Source organism: Archangium primigenium, assembly GCF_016904885.1.
In the GTDB taxonomy this organism is placed as follows: domain Bacteria; phylum Myxococcota; class Myxococcia; order Myxococcales; family Myxococcaceae; genus Cystobacter; species Cystobacter primigenius.
Genome location: NZ_JADWYI010000001.1, coordinates 9,431,901 through 9,454,763, shown reverse-complemented (window position 1 = coordinate 9,454,763; position 22,863 = coordinate 9,431,901). Strand labels below are relative to the sequence as shown.

16 protein-coding genes are annotated in these 22,863 nt (G+C 71.6%); 10 read left to right on the top strand and 6 right to left on the bottom strand.

The window, feature by feature from the left end:
- Positions 1-4: 4 nt before the first annotated feature.
- The gene (locus tag I3V78_RS38705; RefSeq protein ID WP_204496285.1) at positions 5-880 is read left to right on the top strand and encodes a hypothetical protein; all 876 of its coding nucleotides are present in this window, start codon (positions 5-7) and stop codon (positions 878-880) included.
- Between the two features lie 4 nt (positions 881-884).
- On the opposite strand, the gene I3V78_RS38700 is transcribed toward I3V78_RS38705, so the two are convergent.
- Positions 885-2,465 carry an ATP-binding protein gene (locus I3V78_RS38700; protein ID WP_204496282.1) on the bottom strand — a complete coding sequence of 527 codons (1,581 nt, stop codon included), beginning with the start codon at positions 2,463-2,465 and terminating at the stop codon, positions 885-887.
- Positions 2,462-3,142 (bottom strand): response regulator transcription factor, encoded by a 681-nt coding sequence (locus tag I3V78_RS38695; RefSeq protein WP_204496279.1) that lies wholly within the window; start codon positions 3,140-3,142, stop codon positions 2,462-2,464. Before I3V78_RS38695 ends, I3V78_RS38700 begins: the two co-directional genes overlap by 4 nt.
- A 347-nt stretch (positions 3,143-3,489) precedes the next feature.
- On the opposite strand from I3V78_RS38695, the gene I3V78_RS38690 reads away from it, so the two are divergent.
- Both I3V78_RS38690 and I3V78_RS38685 read left to right on the top strand, forming a co-directional pair.
- Positions 3,490-4,665, top strand: a complete 1,176-nt coding sequence (locus I3V78_RS38690) for an oxygenase MpaB family protein (protein WP_204496276.1) — start codon at positions 3,490-3,492, stop codon at positions 4,663-4,665.
- Positions 4,666-4,716: 51 nt separating this feature from the next.
- Complete coding sequence (locus I3V78_RS38685; protein WP_204496274.1) at positions 4,717-6,672, top strand: 4-alpha-glucanotransferase; 1,956 nt, start codon at positions 4,717-4,719, stop codon at positions 6,670-6,672.
- Positions 6,673-6,685: 13 nt separating this feature from the next.
- Here I3V78_RS38685 and I3V78_RS38680 read toward each other — a convergent pair whose 3' ends face one another.
- Positions 6,686-7,360, bottom strand: coding sequence for an AMIN-like domain-containing (lipo)protein (locus I3V78_RS38680; protein ID WP_204496267.1), 675 nt, complete (start codon positions 7,358-7,360; stop codon positions 6,686-6,688).
- A gap of 191 nt (positions 7,361-7,551) precedes the next feature.
- Between I3V78_RS38680 and I3V78_RS38675 the strand changes: the two genes are divergently transcribed.
- The 6 genes from I3V78_RS38675 to I3V78_RS38650 all read left to right on the top strand — a co-directional run bounded on the left by I3V78_RS38675 (position 7,552) and on the right by I3V78_RS38650 (position 17,180).
- Positions 7,552-8,841, top strand: a complete 1,290-nt coding sequence (locus I3V78_RS38675) for a pyridoxal phosphate-dependent aminotransferase (protein ID WP_204496265.1) — start codon at positions 7,552-7,554, stop codon at positions 8,839-8,841.
- An 892-nt stretch (positions 8,842-9,733) separates the two neighbouring features.
- Positions 9,734-14,074, top strand: coding sequence for a DNA topoisomerase 3 (locus I3V78_RS38670; protein WP_204496257.1), 4,341 nt, complete (start codon positions 9,734-9,736; stop codon positions 14,072-14,074).
- A gap of 153 nt (positions 14,075-14,227) precedes the next feature.
- On the top strand, positions 14,228-14,791 hold the full coding sequence (locus I3V78_RS38665; RefSeq protein ID WP_204496255.1) for a DUF2378 family protein: 564 nt from the start codon (positions 14,228-14,230) through the stop codon (positions 14,789-14,791).
- A 279-nt stretch (positions 14,792-15,070) separates the two neighbouring features.
- Entirely contained in the window at positions 15,071-15,871 is an 801-nt protein-coding gene (locus tag I3V78_RS38660) for a M57 family metalloprotease (RefSeq protein ID WP_204496253.1), read from the top strand.
- A gap of 206 nt (positions 15,872-16,077) precedes the next feature.
- The gene (locus tag I3V78_RS38655) at positions 16,078-16,791 is read left to right on the top strand and encodes a C40 family peptidase (RefSeq protein WP_204496244.1); all 714 of its coding nucleotides are present in this window, start codon (positions 16,078-16,080) and stop codon (positions 16,789-16,791) included.
- A gap of 131 nt (positions 16,792-16,922) precedes the next feature.
- Positions 16,923-17,180 carry a hypothetical protein gene (locus I3V78_RS38650; protein WP_204496242.1) on the top strand — a complete coding sequence of 86 codons (258 nt, stop codon included), beginning with the start codon at positions 16,923-16,925 and terminating at the stop codon, positions 17,178-17,180.
- Positions 17,181-17,257: 77 nt separating this feature from the next.
- On the opposite strand, the gene I3V78_RS38645 is transcribed toward I3V78_RS38650, so the two are convergent.
- Positions 17,258-18,373, bottom strand: coding sequence for a hypothetical protein (locus I3V78_RS38645; RefSeq protein WP_204496240.1), 1,116 nt, complete (start codon positions 18,371-18,373; stop codon positions 17,258-17,260).
- Between the two features lie 157 nt (positions 18,374-18,530).
- Here I3V78_RS38645 and I3V78_RS38640 point away from each other — a divergent pair, with 157 nt between their 5' ends.
- The gene (locus I3V78_RS38640) at positions 18,531-18,848 is read left to right on the top strand and encodes a DUF3817 domain-containing protein (RefSeq protein ID WP_204496237.1); all 318 of its coding nucleotides are present in this window, start codon (positions 18,531-18,533) and stop codon (positions 18,846-18,848) included.
- A 30-nt stretch (positions 18,849-18,878) separates the two neighbouring features.
- Here the strand turns inward: I3V78_RS38640 and I3V78_RS38635 are convergent, their stop codons facing one another.
- Both I3V78_RS38635 and I3V78_RS38630 read right to left on the bottom strand, forming a co-directional pair.
- Positions 18,879-21,464 (bottom strand): LamG domain-containing protein, encoded by a 2,586-nt coding sequence (locus I3V78_RS38635; RefSeq protein WP_204496235.1) that lies wholly within the window; start codon positions 21,462-21,464, stop codon positions 18,879-18,881.
- Positions 21,465-21,539: 75 nt separating this feature from the next.
- Positions 21,540-22,682, bottom strand: a complete 1,143-nt coding sequence (locus I3V78_RS38630; protein WP_204496233.1) for an AAA family ATPase — start codon at positions 22,680-22,682, stop codon at positions 21,540-21,542.
- Positions 22,683-22,863 lie beyond the last annotated feature (181 nt).

The window sequence follows — 22,863 nt, the reverse complement described above, 5'->3', positions numbered from 1 at the left end:
CATCATGCCCGACTGGAAAGCCCTCATCCTGAGCATGTCTCCGATCAGTCAGTTCGCGGAGATGTACAATCAATACGTGACGCGGCAGGAGCGGGACCCGGCCCTCCAGCACGACAGATACAAGACCCTGGCGCCCTACATGCCCAAGAGCCAGGCGGAGGCGATGGACGATGTCCAGGCCTTCGCCTCCACGGGCATGTCCGAGGAGATGGCGCTGTTTCGCCAGGAGATTCCCAACCACATCGAGCTGATGCTCGAGGCCAAGAGGGAGGCCGGCGAGAAGCCCTTCCTGAGCCACTATGAAATCTGGCTCGCCCATGTCTTCGCGCAGCAGTCCGTCCAGCGCCAGCTGCCCAAGAAGACCCTGAACCTGCCGACGGGTTTTCTCTACTACCAGACGGGCGTGGTCTTCCACGGCGTGCTCGACGGCTTTCGTCGGGAGTTCCTTCCCCAGACGGTCTTCAGCCGCAAGCTCATCTCCGTCTCCGCGGAGGGCTTCAACGACATCTCGGAGAAGACCTACGAGCGGACCGAGCGGCTCCGGGATGACACCTGTCTGGGGATTGTCGGTCTGGGCTCGCTGCTGACCCTCTTCTCGCTCTACCGCAATCCGCGCGCCATCATTCCCCTGGCCAATACCCTGTCCAAGAACCTCAACGGCTCCCAGGTGCAGAAGGTCGCCGGTTTCTTTGGCAAGACGATGATGGGCACGGGCACACTCATCTACGGCGAGAACAAGCTCTTTCGCGCCAACCAGACGACCTTCGAGGCGTACAAGACGAACCTCAAGCCCATGCCCGTGGTGGCGGAGTCCCCGCGCGAGCAGTACGTGATGTCCGTCACCTTCGACATGGGGGACTTCGCCGGCGCGGGGTTGTGAGGACTCACGCCCCCTCGGGTGGAGGGCGTGGGGGCGCGGCGGGCAGCGCCTCGCCGAGGAAGTCGACCTGGAGCCCGCCGTACTCGGAGCGCCCGAGCTGGAGCTTCCAGCCGTGCAGCGCCGTCACGCGCGCGGCGATGTTGAGGCCCAGGCCGTGGCCGCCCGGGCCCCGGGTGCGCGCCGCGTCCCCGCGCACGTGCCGCTCCATGATGTGGGGCAGCTCGTGCTCGGGGATGCCGGGCCCGTCGTCCAGCACCCGCAGGCGGAAGGCGCCACCCGGCAGGTGCTCGAGCACCACCGCCACGTGGCCATCGCGTGCGTTGTAGCGCACGGCGTTGTAGATGACGTTGCTCACCGCCTGCTCCAGGAGCGTGTCATCGCCGCGCACGTGCACGGGCGGCTCGGGCACGGCGTGCTCCAACTGCACGCCCTGGGGCCGCGCGATGGGGCGATGCCGGCTCACGCACCGGGCCACCAGGGCATTGAGGTCCACGTCCACCCGCTGCACGCCCGGCTCGCCCGCCTCCAGCCGGGCCGCGGCGCCCAGGTTGTGGATGAGCGCCGCCATGTAGTGGGCCTCCTGGCTCGCCGCCGCCACCACCGCGGCCTCCACCGGCTCGCCGTGCGCCGCGCGGCGCTGGAGCTCCGCCAGGTGGCCCTGGAGCACCGTCAGGGGGATCATCACGTCGTGGGTGGTGTTCTCCAGGAAGGTGCGCAGGGCGCGCTCGCGCTCCTCCTTGAGCCCCATCTGCGCGTGCACCTCGCGGCCCGCCTCGTCGAAGGCGCGCGCCAGCTCGGAGATTTCATCCTCGCCGCGCACGGTGATGCGGCCCTGGTAGGCGCCGCGCACGAAGACCTTCACCTCGTCGGTGAGCTGGCGCAGGCGCCGCACCACCGGCCCGAGCGCGAAGAGCACCCCCACGAGCGCCAGCCCCGTGGGCATGAACAGGAACTCGAGCGGGATGGGGGACACGCCCTCGTCGCGCGACTCGGGGCGGCCCTGCCACTGCACGAGCACGAAGGCGCAGGGGCCCGTCCAGGGCATGCGCACGAGCACGTCCCGGGGGCTCTCGGGGCCCAGGCCCTGCGCGCGGCTGGCCATGTTGTCCCCCGCGCGCAGGGCCTCCGCGAGCGCGGGGGCGAGCGCGGGCGCGCGGGGGTTGAGGGACACCAGGTCCGCGCCGTACGCGTACAGCCGGGTGCTCCGGGGCTTCTTGCGGCGCGGCGGGCCCCGGCCCAAGCCGTCCTCGTCGGGAGGCGGGCCCCAGCCCAAGCCGTCCTCGGGAGGAGGCCCGCGCCCGGGGCCCCGGCCGAAGCCGCCCTCGGGAGGCGGGCCCGGGGGGCCCCGGTCGCCATGGCGCGAGGAGGCCCAGAAGGGGCGGGGGGGCGGCGGCTCCGGGCTCCACGTGGCGGGCGAGGCCTCGCAGCGCGCGCGGCCCTCGGCGCTCATGTGGGCCAGCGCGTAGTCGGACAGGGCGCGCTCCACGGCCTGGGTCTGCAGCGCCAGGTGGATCCACCCCATGCACAGCGCCACGGGGATGGCCACCGCCACGGTGGTGAGCGCCAGCCGCACGCGCAGCCTCACGCCTCCTCCTCGCCCGCGCCCACCCGGTAGCCGATGCCCCACACCGTCTCGATGTGCTTGCCCGGGCCGAGCTTGCGCCGCAGCCGCGACACGTGCACGTCCAGGGTGCGCTCGGTGCCCTCGCGCTCGGGGTCCAGCACGTTCTCCGCCAGCCACTGCCGCGTCACCGCCGCGCCGGGCCGCCGGGCGAGCGCCGCCAGCAGATCGAACTCCACGCGGGTGAGCTCCACCGGCCGGCCGGCCACGGACACCTCCCGCGCCTCGAGGTCCACGCGCAGCGCGCCCAGCTCCACCAGGTCCTGCCGCTGGAGCACCGGGCGGCGCAGGCGCGCGCGCACCCGCTCCACCAGCTCCTCGGGCCAGAAGGGCTTGGTCATGTAGTCGTCCGCGCCCAGCTTGAGCGCGCGCACCTTGTCCGCGGTGTCGTTGCGCGCGCTGAGGACGAGCACGGGGATGTCCGAGCCCGAGTCCTCGCGCAGCCCCCGCAGCAGGTCCATGCCGTAGACTCCCGGCAGCATCAGATCCAGGATGATGAGCCGGTAGCGGGCGGCCTCGCTCGCGGGAAGGGAGCGGCCGACCGTCCACCACGTGGGCTCGAACCCCGCGCGCCGCAGACACTCGGCGATCTGCGCACCCAGTTGTGGATCGTCCTCGATGAGGAGGATGTGTTCGCCCATGAGCCTTCTCCTGATCGCGGAGAATAACCGTCGGGCCGTAAGGGAATCTTAAGTGCGGGGGGGGCCTGGGTTTTCTGGATTTGGTGCGAACCCCGTTGGAACATGTTGGAAAGTGCGCGGAGGCAAGGGGGTTATTGAACCGGGGAGCGGTAGGGGTGTCCGGTGGTGGACCCAAGCTGGCCAGGGTGCCGCTCGACGGATCGCCGCTCGGGTCGGGGTGGTGTGATGCGGGCGGAGCGCTTGCTGGACCACGGGGAAGCTCCGCCCTCGTCGCTGGCTTGTACTGAAAGCCATGAGACGGCGCGCCGGGAAGGTGTCGTCGGGCACGTCGGGTGGAGGACGGGGTCATGTCGAGGGACTTCCTGATGCGGGACGCGGCTGAGACGCACCGACTGTTGGACGCCATGCGCGAGGTGTGTGATCCGCTCGCGGACACGGTGATCGAGGAGCTGTTCGCGCGGGGCCAGGTGGCGTCGGCCAACGCGTTGATGAAGCACCTGGTGGCGCACGTGTCGTTGGATCAGGAGCAGATGCCCGAGCCGCTCCGCAGCTACTTCGTGCGCAGCGGGCGTCTGCCCGAGTGGGTGGACCCGGCGCTGCTGGACGAGGGCCAGGCGATGTTCAACCGCTGTGGCCCGCTGATGGTGGTGGGGCTGGTGTGCGCGGCGCTGCCCACCTGCTACGCGGGGGCGCAGGGCGTGCAGGTGCTGCACCTGACGGCGCGCATGGAGAAGGACGTGCTGCGGCGCGTGGTGGAGACGGCGCAGATGGTGGTGGACGTGATGAGCCCGGAGGGGCTGGCGCCCGAGGGCCGGGGCCTGCGGGACGCGCAGAAGGTGCGCCTGATGCACGCCGCGGTGCGCTACCTGGTGCGGGGCAGTGGCCGTTGGGATCCGGCGTGGGGCCAGCCCGTCAACCAGGAGGACATGGCGGGCACGCTGTTCACGTTCTCGGTGGTGACGCTGCGGGCGCTGGTGCGGCTGGGCTACACGCCCACGCGGCGCGAGGCCCAGGCGTACTACCACGCGTGGCGGGTGGTGGGCTTCCTCATGGGCGTGGACGAGCGGCTCCTGCCCGAGCACGTGGACGACGGGGACGTGCTGGCGGACCTCATCTTCTCGCGGGTGTTCGCGCCCAGTGAGGAGGGCCAGGCGATGACGCGCGTGCTCGTCGAGCGGTTGGACCATCTGCTGCCGGGCCACCTGTTCGAGGGCGCGAGCGCCACGCTCATCCGCTACCTGGTGGGGGACGACACGGCGGAGCTGCTCGCGCTGCCGCGCACCGAGGGCGGCTCGCGCCTGCTCGAGCCCCTGCGGGCCCTGGGGCGGATGATGGAGGAGGGCAGCGAGGGGGGCGGGGTGATGGCCCGGGTGTTCGAGCTGTTCGGCCGCAAGCTCCTGGAGAGCATCGTGTGGGTGGGTCGGCGGGGCGAGGGGGACCGCTCGCCGTTCTACATCCCGGCCACCCTGCGTGAATCGTGGCGGGTGGGGGCGGAGGAGGGCCAGCCGGTGGGCGCCGCGTGAGGCCGAAGGCGTCCCGGGACGCGCCCGGGCGCGCTAGGCTGCCGCGCCGAGATGTCCCGAACGATCCTGTCCGAAGAGTTCCCGCGGCACGTGGCGGCGGCCCTGGCCGCGCTCGGTGTGCGCAACCTGGTGTTGAGCCTGCAGGACCCCAGCTTCCCCTCGGCGCCGGGCGAGGACGGGGGCCGGGGGTCCCCCTATGCGGAAGGGGGCCTGCGCTTCCTCGAGTTCGCGCGGGCGCTGGGCTTCACCGGCATCCAGCTGGGCCCCCAGGGGCAGACGAGCGAGGACAACGCCTCGCCGTATGACGGCTCGCTCTTCTCGCGCAACGTGCTCAACGTGGCGCCCGGGCCGCTGACCCGGGAGGAGCCGTGGGGCGCGCTGCTGCGGCCCGAGCGCGTGGCGGCGTTCTGGGCGGAGCACGGGGGCACGGGCGAGCGGGTACGGCACCGCGCGTTCTTCCGGGCCCACGGCGAGCTGCTGGACGAGGCCTGGGCCACCTTCCAGCTCAAGCGGGCCCAGGCGGTGCCGGGCAGCGCCGTGTCCCGGCTGGCGGAGCGCTTCGCGGCCTTCCAGCACGAGCATCAGGCCTGGCTGGAGCGCGACGCGCTCTATGACGTGCTGTGCGCGGAGCACGGGCGGGACTGGTGGCGGCAGTGGCCGAGCGAGTGGGATCGGCGGCTGTGGCACCCGCGCCCCGGCGAGGTGGAGGCCTTCGCGCACCGCCGCCGGGTGCTGCGCTCCAAGTACGCCGCGCCGGTGGAGGCCTATGCCTTCCGGCAGTTCCTCGTGCACGCGCAGCACGCGGCCCTGCGCGAGCACACGGCGGCGTGGGGCCTCAAGCTGTATGGGGACTTGCAGATCGGCTACTCGCCGCGCGACGCGTGGGCGTGGCAGGGGCTGTTCCTGGGCGCGTACCTGATGGGGGCGCCGCCGAGCCGCACCAACCCCGAGGGCCAGCCGTGGAACTACCCGGTGCTGGATCCGGCCCAGTACCACGCGGCGCCGGACGCGGAGGACGCCTACGCGCCGGCCCCCCGGCCCGGGCCGGTGCTCTGGTTCATGGCCGCGCGCATGGACAAGATGCTGGCCGAGTACGATGGCCTGCGCATCGATCATCCCCACGGGCTCGTGTGTCCGTGGGTGTACCGGGCCGGAGCGCCCGAGCCGGTGCGCGCGGTGCAGGCGGGGGCGCGGCTGTTCGCCTCGCCGGACCTGCCGGACCACCCGGAGCTCGCGCGCTGGGCGCTGGTGCCGCCCGAGGGGTTGAACCGCGCGGTGCCCCGGTACGCGGACGGGTGGGTGCGCGAGCTGGGGACGGCGCAGGTGTCGCGCTACAGCGCCCTGTTCGACGCCATCGTCGCGGCGGCGCACGCGCGAGGGCGCGACGTGTCGGACCTGCTGTGCGAGGTGCTCAGCACCATGCCCTATCCCCTGGAGCGCGTGCTGGCGCAGTACGGGCTGGGGCGCTTCCGGGTGACGCAGAAGGCGGACCTGAACAACCCCCAGGACGTGTACCGCTCGGAGAACGCGCGGCCCGCGGATTGGATCATGCTGGGCAACCACGACACGAAGACCATCTGGGCGCTCGCCGAGCGCTGGCGCGCGGGGGACGAGGCCCGGGCGCAGGCGGACTATCTGGCGGGGCGGCTGCACCCGGAGGCGGCGGGCCGGGAGGACTTCGCGCGGCGCCTGCTCGCCGAGCCGGGCCTGCTCGTGCAGGCGAAGTTCGCGGACCTGTTCGTGAGCCAGGCGCAGAACGTGATGGTGTTCTTCGCGGACCTGTTCGGCCTGACGGCGACGTACAACGCGCCGGGCACGGTGAACGACGAGAACTGGAGCCTGCGCGTGCCCCGGGACTACCGGGAGGTGTACGCGCGCGGGCTGGGCGCCAACGCGGTGCTCAACCTGCCCCGGGCGCTCGCCCTGGCGCTGCGCGCCGGGGACGAGCCGTCGCGCGCGCGGCACGGGCCCCTCATCGAGGCCCTGGAGCGGCTGGCCGAGGGGTGAGCCGCGGGCGGCTTCAGTGCTGGATGTCCACCACGAGGCGCGCGGGCGCCTTGAGCTCCAGCACCCGGAAGGACCGGGGCTCCTTCACACCGAACACCCAGGACACCTCGCCCTCGAAGTCGCACGTCAGCTTCATCTCCGCGAGCATGGGCAGGGCGGGCTTGCGCGCGCGCTCGGTGAGGGTGCTCTGGCCGTTCTCGTGCGCCTGGGAGGGCTGGAGGCTCACCTGGAGCCGCGCCTGGCCGGCCACGGGCACCTCGTCCCCCGAGCCGCAGTGGATGGCGGGGGTGTCGAGGTACTCGACCCGGTAGCCGGGCACCTGCTCCGTGTCGAACTGGAACACCACCCGATCGAAGCCCTCGTTGCGGGCGGCGCGCACCTCGCGCAGCGTCACCGGCTTGAGGTCGGGGCGCGACAGCTCCTGCCGGCGCTCCGTCCAGTCGCCCGGCCTGGCGACCTGGGGCGCGGCGTCCGGAGCCGCGGGCGTGGGCGCGGGCGCCGCGGGCGTGGGCTCGGGCGTCGGGGCCGGAGTGGGCGTCGGGGCCGGAGCGGGCGTGGGTGCCGGGGCCGGGGGCGTCGTGGGAAGCTCGGCGACGCGGGCGGGCGGGGGCGCGCTGTCCTTGCTACAGCCCGTCCCCACGAGGCAGACCACGAGTCCCAGAACCGGTACCACGACCTTGCGCGTCATCGATGTGCTCCTCTGGTGGCCGCCGGGGCCGGGTAGGGGCCCCGTCTGACACGGGGGGCGCTCGAGCGCCAAGAGGGAAGTGCACGGGAGGCGTGGGGCGGCTTCGCCACGGTTCCCTTGGGCGCGGGCGCCGCGCCGCGTATACCGTGCCCCGACGATTTCCGTCCCCTTCCCCTCACGAGGCTGTCGCCATGGCGCTTGAACTCACCTCCCTGTTTGGTCCCCGACGGGATGACACCGTTGGCACCATGGCCCAGGGTCTCCAGGGCAGCGAAATCCTGCGCATCGCGGCGGAGATCCGGGAGCTGGTGGCCCAGGGTCGCCAGGTGTGCAACCTGACCGTGGGCGACTTCGATCCCCGCCACTTCCCCATTCCCCAGGCCCTGGCGTCGGGCATCACCGCGGGGCTGGCGGCGGGCGAGACGAACTATCCGCCCTCGGACGGCATGCCCGCGCTGCGTCAGGCCGTGCAGCGCTTCTACGAGCGGGCGCTGGGCCTGAAGTACCCCCTGGAGAGCGTGCTCATCACCGCGGGGGCCCGGCCCATCATCTACGGCGTGTTCCGCACGGTGCTCAACCCGGGGGACACGGTCGTCTATCCGGTGCCCTCGTGGAACAACAACCACTACGTGCACATGATGGGCGCCCGGCCGGTGGAGGTGAAGACGGACGCCGCCCTGGGCTTCATGCCCACCGTGGAGCAGCTCGCGCCGCACCTGTCCGAGGCCCGCCTGCTGTGCCTGTGCAGCCCGCTCAACCCCACGGGCACGATGATCTCCCCCGAGGCCCTGCGCGACATCGGCCAGCGGGTGCTGGCGGAGAACCGCCGCCGCGAGGCCGCGGGCGCCCGGCCCCTGCTGGTGCTGTTCGATCAGATCTACTGGACGCTCACCTTCGGCGAGCGCCGCCACGTCACCCCCCTGGAGCTGGTGCCGGAGCTGGCGCCCTACACGGTGTTCGTGGACGGCATCTCCAAGGCATTCGCGGCCACGGGCGTGCGCGTGGGGTGGGCCCTGGGGCCGCCCTCCATCATCTCGCGCATGAAGGACGTGCTGGGCCACGTGGGGGCCTGGGCCCCCAAGGCCGAGCAGGTCGCCGTGGCGCGCTTCCTGGACGACACGTCCGCCATGTCCACCTTCCTCGACGCCATGCGCCAGCACCTCAACGAGCGCCTGGTGGCGCTGCACCAGGGCTTCACCGCGATGCGCGAGGCGGGTCTGCCCGTGCGCTCCATCGAGCCGCAGGGCGCCATCTACCTGTCCGTCCAGTTCAACCTGGTGGGCCGGGGCGCGCTGCGCACCAACACCGATATCCGCAAGCTGTTGCTGGAGCGGGCGGGCTTCGCGCTCGTGCCCTTCCAGGCCTTTGGGCTCCAGGAGGACACGGGCTGGTTCCGCCTGTCGGTGGGCGCCGTGTCGATGGAGGAGATCCGCGCGGCGCTGCCCCGGGTGGAGGCGGTGCTGCGCGAGGTGGCCGGGTAGCACAAGCCCGCAAAAGAATGGGGGATGCCTCGTTGAGCGCGAGGCACCCCCCCCGACTGCGACTCCGGCGTCTCACTCCCCCTTGGAGAAGGATGGACCTCCGGAGCCATTCACCTGGAAGCCCCGCCCCCGCGGGTCTTCCTGGCATTCATGCACGGCGTGGACGGGAACGAGCGGGCCCTACCAACTGTAGATGCCGCCCTCGTCCTGAGCCGTCCCACCGTGGAACCGTCGCCGCGAGCCGCGAGGGCCCGTGGCTCTGGGAAGCACGGTGGAGGCCACCGAGAGCCTCGGTGCGGAAGGCCGGACCGACGCGAGGCACGTCACCCCCGTGACGACCTCGTGCAATCCGGCCGTCACCTCGGCCTCCATCAGCCGCGAACACTGTGCGCGCTTCGCCCCCGCGAAGCCCGCCAGCGTCGCCGCCTCCGGTCGTTGACCCCCCCCGTGCTCCGTTGGCCCGATCGTCCAAGACAACCCGGCCAGACTCTTCGCCACCGACGCCCGCTCACCCCCCCACTGCGGCCCCCCCTGGTGCTTCCCACCGCTCGCCCATGGACCGTGTCCAAGGTGCGCCGGTGCCCCCTTCCCCTGTTCCAGTTCCTGCCTCATGGATTCCCAACCCCGTGGCGTGCCCGTGCGCGCGTTGGTGACAGTCCCGGATATTGTCCAAAACCCGCCCCCGGGTTTTCCGCGCGGACGCCAACCGCTTGCGTGAAAGCGCCAACCTGGACCCCAGCCAAGCGTCCGCGCCGAAGTTCCCGGCCGTTTTTCACGCGAGGTATGGGTTGGCCCTCCGCTCCAAGGGCCGGGGCCCGAGCGGGCTGAACGGACTTGCAGGTGCGGGGGCGGAGAGCGGGATATGGTGGAGACGTGACGAGGTGGGAAGCGCATGGGTGAGGCAGTCCGGGGTGTGCTGGCCGTGGTGGCGGAGAAGCCGTCCATGGCGCGTGACATCGCCCGGGCGGTGGGCGCTCGGGAGCAGGGCGACGGGTTCTTCCGGGGCAACGGCTACGTGGTGACGTGGGCCATCGGCCACCTGGTGACGCTGGCCGAGCCGGAGAAGATGCGCGCCGAGTGGGGCGGCCGGTGGCGGCGCGAGCTGTTGCCGATGCTGCCCGCGGAGTGGCCGCTGGTGGTGGCGGACAAGACGGCGAGCCAGTTCCAGGTGGTGCGCCGGGTGATGAACGCGCCCGAGGTGGACGGGGTGGTGTGCGCCACGGACGCCGGGCGCGAGGGCGAGCTCATCTTCCGCTACATCTACGAGGCGGCCGGGTGCCGCAAGCCCATCCGGCGCTTGTGGATCTCCTCGCTCACGGAGGCGGCCATCCTCGCGGGCTTCCGCGCGCTCAAGCCGGGGCGGGAGTACGAGCCCCTGGCGGACGCGGCCCGGGGCCGCAGCCGGGCCGACTGGCTCGTGGGGATGAACCTCACGCGCCTCTATACGGTGGTGGGCGCCGGAGGAACGCTGTCGGTGGGCCGGGTGCAGACGCCCACGCTGGCCATGGTGGTGGAGCGCGAGCTGGCCATCCGCGACTTCGTGCCCCAGGACTACCTGGAGGTGGTGGGCACCTTCGGGCCCGTGGGGAGCGAGGCGCCGCAGGGGCTCTACCAGGGCACCTGGTTCCGGCCCATGCTCCCTGGCCAGGAGAAGGACTGGGACGCGCGGGCCGCCCGGCGGTTGAGCGCGGATGGCGAGGAGGCCCGGGCGGTGGTGGCGCGGGTGGAGACGGGCCGCGCGGCCGTGGAGTCCGTCACCTCCGAGACCAAGAAGATGGCGCCGCCGCTGCTCTACGATCTCACGGAGCTGCAGCGCCACGCCAACCGCCTCCATGGCTACAGCGCCCAGCGCACCCTGGAGCTGGCCCAGGCGCTGTACGAGAAGCACAAGCTCTTGAGCTACCCGCGCACCGCCAGCCGTCACCTCTCGCAGCAGATCGCCCAGACGCTGCCGGACGTGGTGGCCGCCATCCGCGCGCCCTTCGCGGCCCAGCTCGCGCCCGGCACGGGCTCGCGTCCGCTCGGCCGCCGCTTCGTGGACGACGCCAAGGTGACCGACCACCACGCCATCATCCCCACGACGACCTCGCCCGAGAGCGCGCGCCTGTCCGTGGACGAGCGGCGTGTCTACGAGCTCGTGTGCCGACGGCTGCTCGCGGCGTGGCACGAGGACTTCGTCTGGTCCGTGACGACCGTCATCACCGCCGTCACCTCGGCGGCCACCTCCGCGGCGGCCACCGTCGATCGCTTCCACAGCACGGGCACCATGGTGCAGCGCGAGGGCTGGAAGGTGCTGGACGTGGGCGGCGGACAGAAGGCGCCCCGCACCCCGACGGGCAAGGCGAAGAAGGAGGGCGAGGCCGAGGCGGAGGAGCCCGAGGACGAGCAGGACCTGCCCTCGGGGCTCGTCCAGGGGCTCGCTCGCGCGGTGCGCGAGGTGAAGCCGGTGACCAAGCGCACCCGGCCGCCGCCCCGCCTCACGGACGCGAGCCTGCTCACCGCCATGGAGACCGCGGGCCGCCTGCTCGACGACAAGGAGCTGGCGGACGCGATGCGCGAGTCCGGCCTGGGCACGCCCGCCACGCGCGCCTCCATCATCGAGACGCTCCTGGAGCGCGAGTACCTGGTGCGGCGCGGCAAGTCCTTCGAGGCGACGGAGAAGGGCATCGCCCTCATCCGCTGCGTCCATCCGGACGTGAAGAGCCCGGCCATGACGGGCCAGTGGGAAGCCTGGCTGCGGCGCATCGAACAGGGCAGTGGCGACCTGGACTCCTTCATCCAGGGCATCGAGGCCTATGTCCGCGAGGTGGTGGGCAAGGTGCCCGCCTCGCTCGCCATGCCCCCGGGCTCCCAGGGCCCCGCCAGCGCCCGTCGCTCGCGCACCCCCGGGGAGTCGCCCGCGGTGTCCGCGTCGGGCGCCCTGTCGATGTCCTCGTCGAAGTCCTCGTTGATGTCGTCCGGTGCCTCCTCCCGGCAGGCCTCGCTCGCCCTGCCGGAGACGCCCCGTCCCGAGCGCACCTCCCGCACGCCCACGCCGCCCGGCGAGCTGCGCGGCCTGCTCCAGTCCGTGTTCGGCTTTCCGGACTTCCGCCCCTACCAGGAGGCGGTGTGCCGCACGGCCACCGAGGGCAAGGACTTGCTGCTGGTGATGCCCACCGGCGCGGGCAAGTCCCTGTGCTACCAGCTGCCGGGCCTGGCGCGCGCCGGGACCACGCTCGTCATCAGTCCGCTCATCGCGCTCATGGAGGACCAGGTGGCGCGGCTGCGCTCGCTGGGGCTCGCCGCCGAGCGCATCCACTCGGGCCGGGGCCGTCCCGCCTCGCGCCAGGCGTGCGCGGACTACCTCGAGGGCAAGCTCGACTTCCTCTTCATCGCGCCCGAGCGGCTCGGCGTGCCGGGCTTCGTGGAGCTGCTCGCCCGGCGCACGCCCGCGCTGGTGGCGGTGGACGAGGCGCACTGCATCTCGCAGTGGGGCCATGACTTCCGGCCGGACTACCGGCTGTTGGGCGGGCGCCTGCCCATGCTCCGGCCCGCGCCCATCATCGCGCTGACCGCCACGGCCACGCCGGACGTGCAGCGCGACATCGTCCAACAGCTCGGCCTGGAGGGCGCGCGGGGCGCCACCGCGCGCACCTTCATCCACGGCTTTCGGCGCACCAACATCGCCATCGAGGTGCGCGAGCTCAACCCGGGCCAGCGCTCCGAGGCCATCCGCGAGCTGCTCGCCGAGCCCGGACACCGGCCCGCCATCGTCTACGCCGCCACGCGCAAGCACGCCGAGCAGTACACGGAGAGCCTCGCCGCGGACTTCTCCACGGGCACCTACCACGCGGGCCTGAGCGCCTCGGAGCGCGAGTCGGTGCAGACGGCGTTCCTCGGCGGCAAGCTGGACGTCATCGTGGCGACGACCGCGTTCGGCATGGGCATCGACAAGGCGGACGTGCGCACCGTGGTGCACGCCGCGCTGCCCGCGAGCGTGGAGGGCTACTACCAGGAGCTGGGCCGCGCGGGCCGTGACGGCAGGCCCTCGCGCGCGGTGCTCCTGCACGGCTTCATCGACCGGCGCACCCACGAGTTCTTCCACCAGCGCGACTACCCCGAGCCCTCCGTGCTCGAGCGGCTCCAGCGTGCCGTGCGCGAGGAGGCCGAGCCCAAGGAGTCCCTCGCCGCCCGGGTGCGCATGGCCTCGGACGTGTTCGACAAGGCGCTCGAGCAGCTGTGGATCCACGGCGGCGTGGAGATCTCCCCGGACGAGTCCGTGCGCCTGGGCAAGCCGGGCTGGAAGGCCTCGTACAGCGCGCAGCGCGAGCACAAGCAGGGCCAGCTCGAGCACATGGCGCGCTACGCCGAGGCCCACGGGTGCCGGATGAAGCACCTGGTGTCCCACTTCGGTGACGTGCAGGACACGGGCGCCGCCTGCGGCCTGTGTGACGTGTGCGCCCCCGAGGCCTGCGCCACCCTGCGCTTTGGCGAGCCCACCGCCGCCGAGGCCCAGGCGCTCGCCCGCATCCTCGGGGCGCTGCACGAGCGCGATGCCCAGGCCACGGGCCGGCTGCACCGCGAGCTGTTCGGCGAGGCCCTCGCCCGTCGCGACTTCGAGCGGCTGCTCGGCGGCCTCGTCCGGGCCGGACTCGCGCGGCTGTCCGAGGACACCTTCGAGAAGGATGGCCAGCGCATCGCCTTCCAGCGCGTGGCGCTCACCCCCGAGGGCCGCCGCGTCCACGCGCCCGCGCCGGGCACCGTGCAACTGCCCCTGGCCGCGGAGGCCGCCCCCAAGAAGGGCACCGCGCGGGGCGGGCGACGCGCGGTCCGCACGAAGAAGGCCGCCACCCCGGGCAAGGGCCGCAAGCGCGCGACCTCCCGGCGCTCCCGTGCCGGGGAGGAGGTCGACGCGGACGCCGAGGTCGCGCCCGCGCCATCCCCGGGCCGCGAGGCCTTGAGCCGGGCGTTGGACCGCTCGCGGCGCAGCGGCGCGACCTGGGGGGTGAACGTGGGGGCGGGCAGCGAGGCCTCGCCCCAGCTCGTGGAGGCCCTGAAGGCCTGGCGGCTGACCGAGGCCCGTCGCCGCCGCGTGCCCGCCTTCCGCATCCTCACGGACCGGGTGCTGGACGCCATCGCCAGCGCGCGGCCCCAGGATGGCGCCGCGCTCCGGCGCATCCACGGTGTCGGCCCCACGCTCACCGAGCGCTACGGCGATACCCTCCTGGCGCTGGTGGGCCGCGCACGGGTGTAGGTGTCCACCAGGCGGGATCCGCCGCCGCCCGGGGCCCGGGCTCTATGGGAAAGTGAGCATCGGCCCCAGGGGACGGAGGCATCGGCGGCGAGAATCCGGTTTCTTGCTCCGAGTGATGGGCGCCTCCCCCCGGTGGCGCCGAGGGGATGCCTCATGTCGGAGCACAAGCTGGTGTTCGCCACGGCCGTGGAGGCCCTGTTCGTCCGGGAATTGGGCGCGAACCTCACGGGCGTGGGCCGCCGGCTCCTGCGCGAGGTGGGGCTGGATCTGGATCAGCCCCTGGAGGTGGCCTACCCCCTGGCGCAGTGGAAGCGCTTCGTGAGCACCGCCTCGGCGCTCCTCTATCCCCACCTGTCCTCCTCCGAGGCGCACTGGTGGATGGGCATCCACTTCGTGGAGGGCTACCTCCAGACGTCCGTGGGCCGCGTGCTGGCGGACCTGGCGCCGGTGCTGGGACCGCGGCGGATGCTCGAGCGCATCGGCGCGGACCTGAGCAGCGGCAACAACTTCAGCGAGGTGCGCCTGCAGGAACACGGGCCGCGCTACGTGGAGCTGTGGATGAACGACGTGCTGGATGACCACTCCTCCTTCGCCGCGGGCCTGCTCCTGCGGGCCCAGCAGATGGCCGGCGCGCGCAACGTCCACGTGGATGTCTGGTCCTTCGACGGCACCGCCGGCACCTTCCTCATCCGCTGGCGCGACACTGTCCGGAGTTGAGTCACCCCTGTCCTGTTTCCGGACAGTCTCCCAAGGTGGATTCCAAGTCCCTGGAATCGCAGGGGTTTGAGTGGGAAGTGTCAAGAAACACGGCAGCGATTCTCGAATTCTTGGAACAGCGGTGCACCAAGCAATGGGGCCGTTGTGCGGGGTGCGCGGGGTTTCCCCGAGGAGCGGGGGTGTTGGCCCGGGAGTTGCTCATGCTCCGGGCACGTGACCGGGTTGGGTTGACCCCCATCGGGCACGTCCCCCTCGTCGTTTCCCCAAGAGGTTGTTCCGATGCGCAAGCTGTCCATGGCGGTGCTGGCCGGTATGTCCCTGGTTGCCTGTGGTGGTCCCGAGACGGTGCAGGAGACCACCGAGCAGCGGATGCCCACGTACGAGGAGTTCGAGGCCTCGGCGACCCAGGACGTGGAGGGCGTGTGGATCGTCAACGGTGACGAGGCGGTGGAGAACCTGCGCGAGTACTACGAGTCCACGGTGGCCCGTGGCGACGTGGGCTCCAGCCAGGGCGGTCTGGCCGTGTACAACAGCGGCGGCGACATCAAGTGGAGCGCCACCGCGGCCCGCAACCTGACGTACTGCATCAGCAAGACGTCGTTCGGCTCCAACTACAACGCCATGGTGACCGCGATGAACAGCGCGGCGGCCGCCTGGGAGGCCACGGCGAACGTCAACTTCGTGCACGCGAGCACCTACGACAGCAACTGCACCGCGTCCCAGACGGGCGTGGTGTTCGACATCCGCCAGGTCAGCGGCCAGTCCTACACGGCGCGCGCCTTCTTCCCCAACTCGGGCCGCTCCGCCCGCAACGTTCTCGTCGACAGCTCGGCCTTCCGCATGACGGGGGCCTGGACGCTGGCCGGCGTGCTGCGTCACGAGCTCGGCCACACGCTCGGCTTCCGCCACGAGCACACCCGCCTGTCCAGCACCGGTTGCTACGAGGACGCGGCCTGGCGCGGCCTGACCAACTACGACTCCTCCTCCGTCATGCACTACCCCCAGTGCAAGGGCACCCAGACGGGTGACCTCGTGCTGACGTCCATGGACAAGACGGGCGCCCGCGCCCTCTACCCGTAAGCCGTCGCTTCACCTTCGCTGTCCACAGAGGGCCGCTCCCGTCACGCCTCCTCCTCGAGGCGTCCGGGGGGCGGCCCTCGGTGTTTTCACGCGGTGTGGGCACCGGTGTGTTTTTCGAAGCAACTCCTGGGACTCACGGCCCGAGAATTTCTCCGAGTCCGCGAATTTGAACCTCGGTTTCGCCTCTACCCCTCGGGAAGAACCCCATGAGCTACCGCATCAAGTCCGGTGACACGCTGTCGGCCATCGCGAAGAGCCACCACACGACGGTGAGCGCGCTCATGAAGGCCAACCCGCAGATCAAGAACGCGAACAAGATCTACGCGGGCAAGTCGCTCAACCTCCCGGGCGCGCGCGACAGCTTCGAGCCGGGCAAGGCCGGGGGCGGCAAGGCCGGGGGCGCGCAGGCGGGTGGCAAGCCGGCCGGGGGCACGGGCGGCGCCGGGGGCGCCACGGCCCCCACGGGTCCGGCGTCGCGGGGCCCCAAGGGCAGCCCGATCGACATCGCCCGCTCCCACCTGGACAAGAACGCCGCCAGCCTCAAGCTGGAGAAGAACGGCGTGGGCGCGGACATGGAGGACTGGGTGCCCAACAACGTCAACTGCGCCAACTTCGTCTCCGCGGTCCTGGAGCAGGCCGGGCAGATCAAGGACAGCCAGCACCACAACGCCGTGGTGGGCCTGCAGAAGAACCTGGACAACGACCCGAACTTCAAGCGCGTGTCCATCAACCAGGCCAAGCCGGGGGACGTGGTGTCCCTCAAGACGCCGGGCGGCCACCACGTGGTGCTCTTCGCGGGCATGAAGAACGGCAAGCCCGAGTTCATCGGCTCCAACAACATCAACAAGGACGGGTCGCAGCGCATCAGCTACTCGCAGATGAACTACCCCATCCTGTCGGTCCACCAGTACCGCGGCTGATTGGCGCCCCAAGGCCTCGGCCCTCACGGACGGTGGGGCTGGGGCCCGCTCGGCGGCTCGCTCTTGTCCTGACCCCGGAGGGGCCGTAGCCTGCGCGGGAAGACACACCTTTGCAACAGGAGCAGGACACGATGAAGCGCTGGGTGGCAAGCGTCGCGGTGATCGGACTGGGAAGCACCTTCGTGGTGGGCTGCGGCAACAAGCCGGCGGAGGCCAAGATGGATCAGGGCCCCTACGCCATCACCAAGCCCCAGCCCCTTCCCCCCGAGCGTGACGTGGCTCCCTTCGGTGTGGGCCCGGGCACGGACAACTCGGGCATGTCCGCCCGTGACCAGGTGAAGGTCGAGCCGGTGAAGGCCGAGGCGGCGCACGCCCAGGCCACGCACTGAGTCGTTGCTGGCCGTAACCCCTCGCCCCGTGGCGCCCGGTCTCCGGGCACGCGGGGCGAGTCGTTTCCGGGTGTCCCTCAGTGCTTCACGGGCAGCACCACGAAGAGCACCTCGAGGATGATGAGCACGACGATCATCAACTCCAGGGTGAGCGAGCGCGCGGTGTCCACCTCGCCCTTGAGCAGGCTGTACGTCTGGGTGAGCAGTTGCTGCTTGCGCGTCACCGAGGCCTGCCAGGCCGGAATGCGCATGCGCCGGATGGCCGCCTCGTAGACCTTGGCCAGGTAGAAGTCGCCGATGATCTTCAGGCTGTTCTCCACGCGCTCGACGAACTCGTTGAGGTCCACCAGCGTGGTGAGCGTCTCGCGCGCCAGGCCCCGGTAGGGACTGCGCAGGAGCGCCCGCCAGTCATTGCGCCGCGCCTGCACCTGATCGTGGATGCGGCCCATGTGCGCATCCAGCAGGTGGTCGTAGTAGCGGAACTCCAGGAGCTGGGCGTTGGCCACCTCCAACAGGTCCGGGATGTCGTTGGAGCCGGACGGCTCGTAGACGAAGGCACTGTTCCAGTCGACGACCACCAGATCGTCCACCGTGTAGCTGAAGCGCGCCTGGGTGACGGACTCGCGCTCGCGGGTGGACAGGGGCCGGTGGCCCACCTCGCCGAGCAGCAGCCGCGCCAGGTCCGCGCGCGCCACCAGCTCCTCGGCCGAGGGATTGCCCTGGAGCCGCTCGACGAAGAGGACCGTGTAGCTCTCGTTCTGATCCCACAGGTGGGGCAGCAGGATGGCCGGGGCGATGGTCTGCCGCACGGACTCGATGAGCTCCAGGGCGAGCTCCTCCAGGGCCACGCTGTCGTAGAGCTCGTCGGCCAGCGCGGTGAGCGCGTCCAGGCGGGTGCCCGGCGTCACCGGCACGCGCAGAATGATGGAGGCGGCGCCATGGTCGAACAGGCGCGCCGTCACGTCCACGGTGACCGGGCCCCCCCGCAGGGCGAGCGCGCGTCGGCCCAGCTCGAACGCCAGGGGCGGGTTGGGCAACTGCAGGTACTGACTGTTGTCCCGGCCGAGCTTGAGCCGACGGGCATCCGCGGACACGACCCGCCGGGCGAGCTCGAGGTTGATCTCCTCCGCGATGTCGAAGGTGCGGTAGCACAGGACGTGAGCCTTCTCGAGGATGAGGGGGGCATCGGCCATCCGGGCACCTTACCCGCTCGCTCCGTCGCCGGTGCCTCGGATCCAGGGGCCGTGCGCCGAAACGTCCAGGACAGACGCTCCGGGGGAACCAGGCGAGCGGCCGGGAGCGCGGAGGCCGGGGACGTGCGGGGCGAGGGGAAGCTGGTATGACGCCCGGATGCTGACCACGTCCCTGGGCCGCTTCCGCCTCGTCGCCTTCTGGGAAGGCCTGTCCTTCCTCGTGCTCCTGCTCATCGCCATGCCCTTGAAGTACGGGCTCGGCCTGCCCCAGGGCGTGCGGGCGGTGGGCATGGCGCACGGCGTGCTCTTCCTCGCCTACCTGCTCACGCTGATGACGGCCGCGCTGGACCAGGGCTGGGGCCTCAAGCGGGTGACGCTGGCGTTCCTGGCGTCCCTGGTCCCCGGGGGCACCTTCTGGCTCGAGGTCCACTTGCGCCGCGAGGCCCGGGAGCCCGGGGTGTTGGGGGCTCCCTAGGCCCGGGCCCATTCCTGGCTCACTTTGGGCTCAGGGCGTGAACTTCCAGGCGCGCGTCACCGCCGGCTGGAAGCAGTGCACCTGGGCGACGCTGCCGCCCCCCAACTCCTGGACGACGCCCGCCCCGTAGCCGCGCGCCTGGCACCACGCGCTGACCTCCAGGCGCGAGGCGCCGCTGGTGACATCGGTGGCCGAGGCCGTGCCGAGCTGCTGCCGGGACACGTCCTGGACGAGCCCCGAGTTGAAGCAGCCCACCCACGGCCGGGACGTCATCTCGAAGAGCTGGCCCGTGGTCCACCCGAGGCTGTTGCACCAGCGGTGGATGGCCGCCGAGCAGGCGGTGCTCTGGGAGGCGCGCTCGTCGGCGCACTCGGCATGGCGGCGCGCCAGCTCCTCGTAGGTGACGGCGAGGCTCTCGTGCTGGATGGGCGCGCAGGCCACGTTCACCGTGGTGGCGGTGGCCGACGCGGGCACCCCCAACAGCGAGATGGGCGGCCGGTTGCCCACCACCTGCTGGAGCGTTTCATAGAAGTTGGTGGCGCTCGCCAGGGCGTCATCCGCGCCACGCTGCGCGCAGACGCGGTGCATGGACACGGCACACGCCTCGGTGCCCAGCGCCGCGATGCCGTTGCAGTCCGGGTGCTGCTGGTTCATGACGAACTGCAGGCCCGTGGGCTCCTCCTGGATCGCCGCGTCCTTGCAGTCGGCGCCGAGCGTGGTCAGGCAGATGCTGCGGTTGGAGCGCGCCTGGCTGAAGAAGCGCACCTCGTCGATGGCGCCCTGGAAGGAGCCCTCGCCATTGGCCGGGCACGCCTGCGTGTCCAGGTTGGGGCCCGCGCCGACGAACAGGTCCCCCGTGCCGAGCTTGAAGGTGCCCGGCGCCGTGGGCAGCGCGCGGCTCGTCTTCACGCCGTTGATGTACTCGCCGAACTCGCCCGACACCCCGTCCCAGGTGTAGGCCAGGTGCGTCCACTTGCCCTTGGGCAGGGCCTGGCTGAAGCCCATGCGCACCCGGGTGCCGTTGATGACGAAGGACATGTTCACCGCGCCGTTGGCCTCGTAGATGAGATCCAACGCGCCCGGCTTGGCCAGGAGGTAGCGGTAGGGATTGCCGCCGCAGCCCTGGTTGACGGTGGCGTCCGGCCGCAGGGCGAGCTGGACCGAGAAGCCCCGGACGGCGGCGCCCACGCCGGGCACGGTGTTGGACGCGTCCGCCAGGCCCACGCGCAGGGCACCCCCGCCGGGCAGCGTGAGCGCCTTGCCCTTGCCGTGCGGCTCCCACAGCGAGCCCGTGGTGGACTGGGTGACGGCGTTGCCCGGGGAGATGCTGGCGGTGCCCACGAGCGTGCCCGTGTAGAAGTGGCCCGAGGTGTCCGGCGTGCGCGTGAGATCGTACGTGCCCGCGCGCGTGACCAGCTCGTTCATGGGCAGGGTGAGCACCTGGAAGGGATGGCTCAACTCGCCCAGGTCCACCTCGTTGTAGTCCGACGTGTTGCTGCCGAAGAGCGACAGCACGTCATGCGTCTTGGTGACGGGCAGGTAGCGCGTCTCGTTGCTCGCGCCCGGGGGGAAGTTCTGCTTGGGCGAGCGCTCCTGCTCGAAGTTCCACATGGGCCCCGAGTAGAAGAGGTGCGCGAGGTCCTGCCGGTCCGTGTTGATGCTGCCGTCGACGTGGTGGGCCGTCCACCCGGTGTCCGCGCCCACGAGGCTCACGGCCTCGCGTCGGCCGCCGGCCGCGCCCGAGAAGCCCACGGCCATGAAGAGCACGTTGCGGCCCTCGTGGTCCACCCACGGGTAGGCGCCGCGCACGATGTCGCCGGTGAGCGTGTCCCCGAAGTCCTCGCCCGTGGCGGCCTTGAGCCGCTTCCAGGCCAGCGGGTAGCGTTTCACGCCCGAGGTGGTGTCGTTGTACATCATCGACAGCGGGCGCGGCGTGCTCCACCCCGTGGCCGCGCACGGCGTGGGGTTGTAGCTGTACATGATGCGGTCGATGGCGCCGTCGTTCTGGGGGCCGCCCTGGTAGAGCAGCAGCCGCCCGTCGGACGTCATCGTGGGCTCGATGCCAAAAATGCCCGCGCCCGTCACCGTCGTCAGCGTCTCCAGCGCGCCGGTGGTGAACGCGGCGACTTCCGCCTGGGTCGTGAAGGGCTGGCTGACGCGCGCCTCCATCGTGCGGCGACGGAAGCGGTTGGGCCCGTTGAACATCATCGAGTCGAAGACGTAGGGCTGGTAGACGGCCACGCCGCTCGCGAGCGTGTAGGGCTGGGCGGGGTTGGGAAAGCAGAGCGCCAGCGCGTTCTCGCCGTTCTTCACCTGGGTCGTCTTGCCCGGGGAGAAGGCCGCGCCGAAGCCCGGCTTGCCCTCGGTGTCATAGGTGACGGCCTCGGGCTTGAACACCCGGGCGCGCCAGGTGGTCGTCGTGGTGGCGTGATCCTCGCCCACGTTGCCGATGAACAGCCGCCCGTCGATGCTCGACGCGTGGCCGTTGGCGCCAAAGGGCGTGGCGATGCGCGTGTTGACCAGCGACGGGCGGGGCGTGGCCGCGTCCGCGCCGCCCGCGGCCAGGACACAGCCGAGCAGGGACGCCAGGGGCCAGGATCTCTCGGGGTGCGGCATGCATGCTCCTGAAATGAGGGAAAACGATGATAACCCGTTTTCCTGCTTCAGGGCAGGCCACCCGCGCGGCGGGCGTCAGCTCGCGACGGCGCGCACCTCGTCGCCCTCGAGCACGAGGCGCACGGTGGACACCTCGGGCGCGCCGAAGTGCTCGTAGGCCACGCGCTCCAGCTGGGGCACGAGCGCGGCGCGCAGGCCGCGGGCGCCCGTCTCGCGCTTGAGCGCCCGGGTCACCACCCACTCGCGCACGGAGGGCTCCACCACCAGCTCCAGCCCCTCGTGGGAGAACTCGCGCGCGTAGCCGCGCAGCACGTTGTCCTCGAGGATGTCCGCGAGCGTCACCGCGTCCAGGGGCGAGAAGGAGACGATGCGGTTGAAGCGGCCGATGAGCTCCGGGATGAAGCCGTAGCGCGCGAAGGCCGACGTCTGCTCGAGCTGCTCGTCCGTCACGCGCTCGGCGATGGCCACCTCGCGCTTGCGCACGTCGCGGCCGAAGCCCAGGCGCTCCTTCGGGCCGCCCGTCTCCTCCGCCGTGCCCTTGAGGCCGCTGAAGGCCCCGCACGCGATGAAGGTGAGCGTCGACAGCTCCATGGGCAGGGGCGGGGTGCGGCTGGTGAAGCCGAAGTCCGGGGGGAAGTCCGCGCGCGCGGCGCTCAAGAGGTTGAGCAGGCTTCGCTGCACGCCAAAGCCGCTCACGTCCTTGGTGGTCTGCTGCCCGGCGAAGCGCGCATCGGAGCGGCTGGTGGCGAGCTTGTCGAACTCGTCCATGCAGATGGCGCCACAGGCGGCCCACGCCGCGTCGCCGTCCGCGGCCTCGTACAGGCGCGAGAGCATGGTGCGCACGTCATCGCCCACGTAGCCCGTCTCGGAGAACTGCGTGGCGTCCACCACCACGGCGGGCACGCCCAGCACCTCGCGGAAGAGCAGCTCCACGAGGAACGTCTTGCCCGAGCCCGTGGGGCCCAGGAACAGACAGTTCTCGCGCGCGCCGGGCTCGGTCGCCAGGCCCTCCAGGTGCACGCGCCGCAGCCGCTGCACGTGGCGGTAGGCCAGCACCGCCGCCGCGCGCCGTGCCTCCGTCTGGCCCCGGTAGCCCAGCTCCGTGAGCCGCTGGTCGATCTGCCTCGGGGAGAGCACCTCCAACGCGGCGACCCGCTCGCGGATGGATTCACTGGGCTCGAAGGGAAGGGAGTGGAGCAGATCGGGACGTGGGCTCATGCGGTGCCCATCATCTTTCCGGTTTCGCGCCCCGGGCGACAAGCACCTCGTGTTTCCGGCTCCGGTGCCCGGCCGCTCTCGGAGGGGGCATCCCGTACCGGAGACCGGCTGACTGGTGAACATCTGCCGCGGGAGCGGAAGGCACGGTGCCCCCCACGCGCGGTGAGGGTGGCTAAGTAGG

Coding starts and splice junctions, on each gene's coding strand:
- I3V78_RS38680 (WP_204496267.1), bottom strand. CDS start 7,360: ATGACGCGCAAGGTCGTGGTACCGGTTCTGGGACTCGTGGTCTGCCTC.
- I3V78_RS38660 (WP_204496253.1), top strand. CDS start 15,071: ATGCGCAAGCTGTCCATGGCGGTGCTGGCCGGTATGTCCCTGGTTGCC.
- I3V78_RS38630 (WP_204496233.1), bottom strand. CDS start 22,682: ATGAGCCCACGTCCCGATCTGCTCCACTCCCTTCCCTTCGAGCCCAGT.
- I3V78_RS38665 (WP_204496255.1), top strand. CDS start 14,228: ATGTCGGAGCACAAGCTGGTGTTCGCCACGGCCGTGGAGGCCCTGTTC.
- I3V78_RS38685 (WP_204496274.1), top strand. CDS start 4,717: ATGTCCCGAACGATCCTGTCCGAAGAGTTCCCGCGGCACGTGGCGGCG.
- I3V78_RS38705 (WP_204496285.1), top strand. CDS start 5: ATGCCCGACTGGAAAGCCCTCATCCTGAGCATGTCTCCGATCAGTCAG.
- I3V78_RS38645 (WP_204496240.1), bottom strand. CDS start 18,373: ATGGCCGATGCCCCCCTCATCCTCGAGAAGGCTCACGTCCTGTGCTAC.
- I3V78_RS38675 (WP_204496265.1), top strand. CDS start 7,552: ATGGCGCTTGAACTCACCTCCCTGTTTGGTCCCCGACGGGATGACACC.
- I3V78_RS38690 (WP_204496276.1), top strand. CDS start 3,490: ATGTCGAGGGACTTCCTGATGCGGGACGCGGCTGAGACGCACCGACTG.
- I3V78_RS38695 (WP_204496279.1), bottom strand. CDS start 3,142: ATGGGCGAACACATCCTCCTCATCGAGGACGATCCACAACTGGGTGCG.
- I3V78_RS38670 (WP_204496257.1), top strand. CDS start 9,734: ATGGGTGAGGCAGTCCGGGGTGTGCTGGCCGTGGTGGCGGAGAAGCCG.
- I3V78_RS38650 (WP_204496242.1), top strand. CDS start 16,923: ATGAAGCGCTGGGTGGCAAGCGTCGCGGTGATCGGACTGGGAAGCACC.
- I3V78_RS38640 (WP_204496237.1), top strand. CDS start 18,531: ATGCTGACCACGTCCCTGGGCCGCTTCCGCCTCGTCGCCTTCTGGGAA.
- I3V78_RS38635 (WP_204496235.1), bottom strand. CDS start 21,464: ATGCCGCACCCCGAGAGATCCTGGCCCCTGGCGTCCCTGCTCGGCTGT.
- I3V78_RS38655 (WP_204496244.1), top strand. CDS start 16,078: ATGAGCTACCGCATCAAGTCCGGTGACACGCTGTCGGCCATCGCGAAG.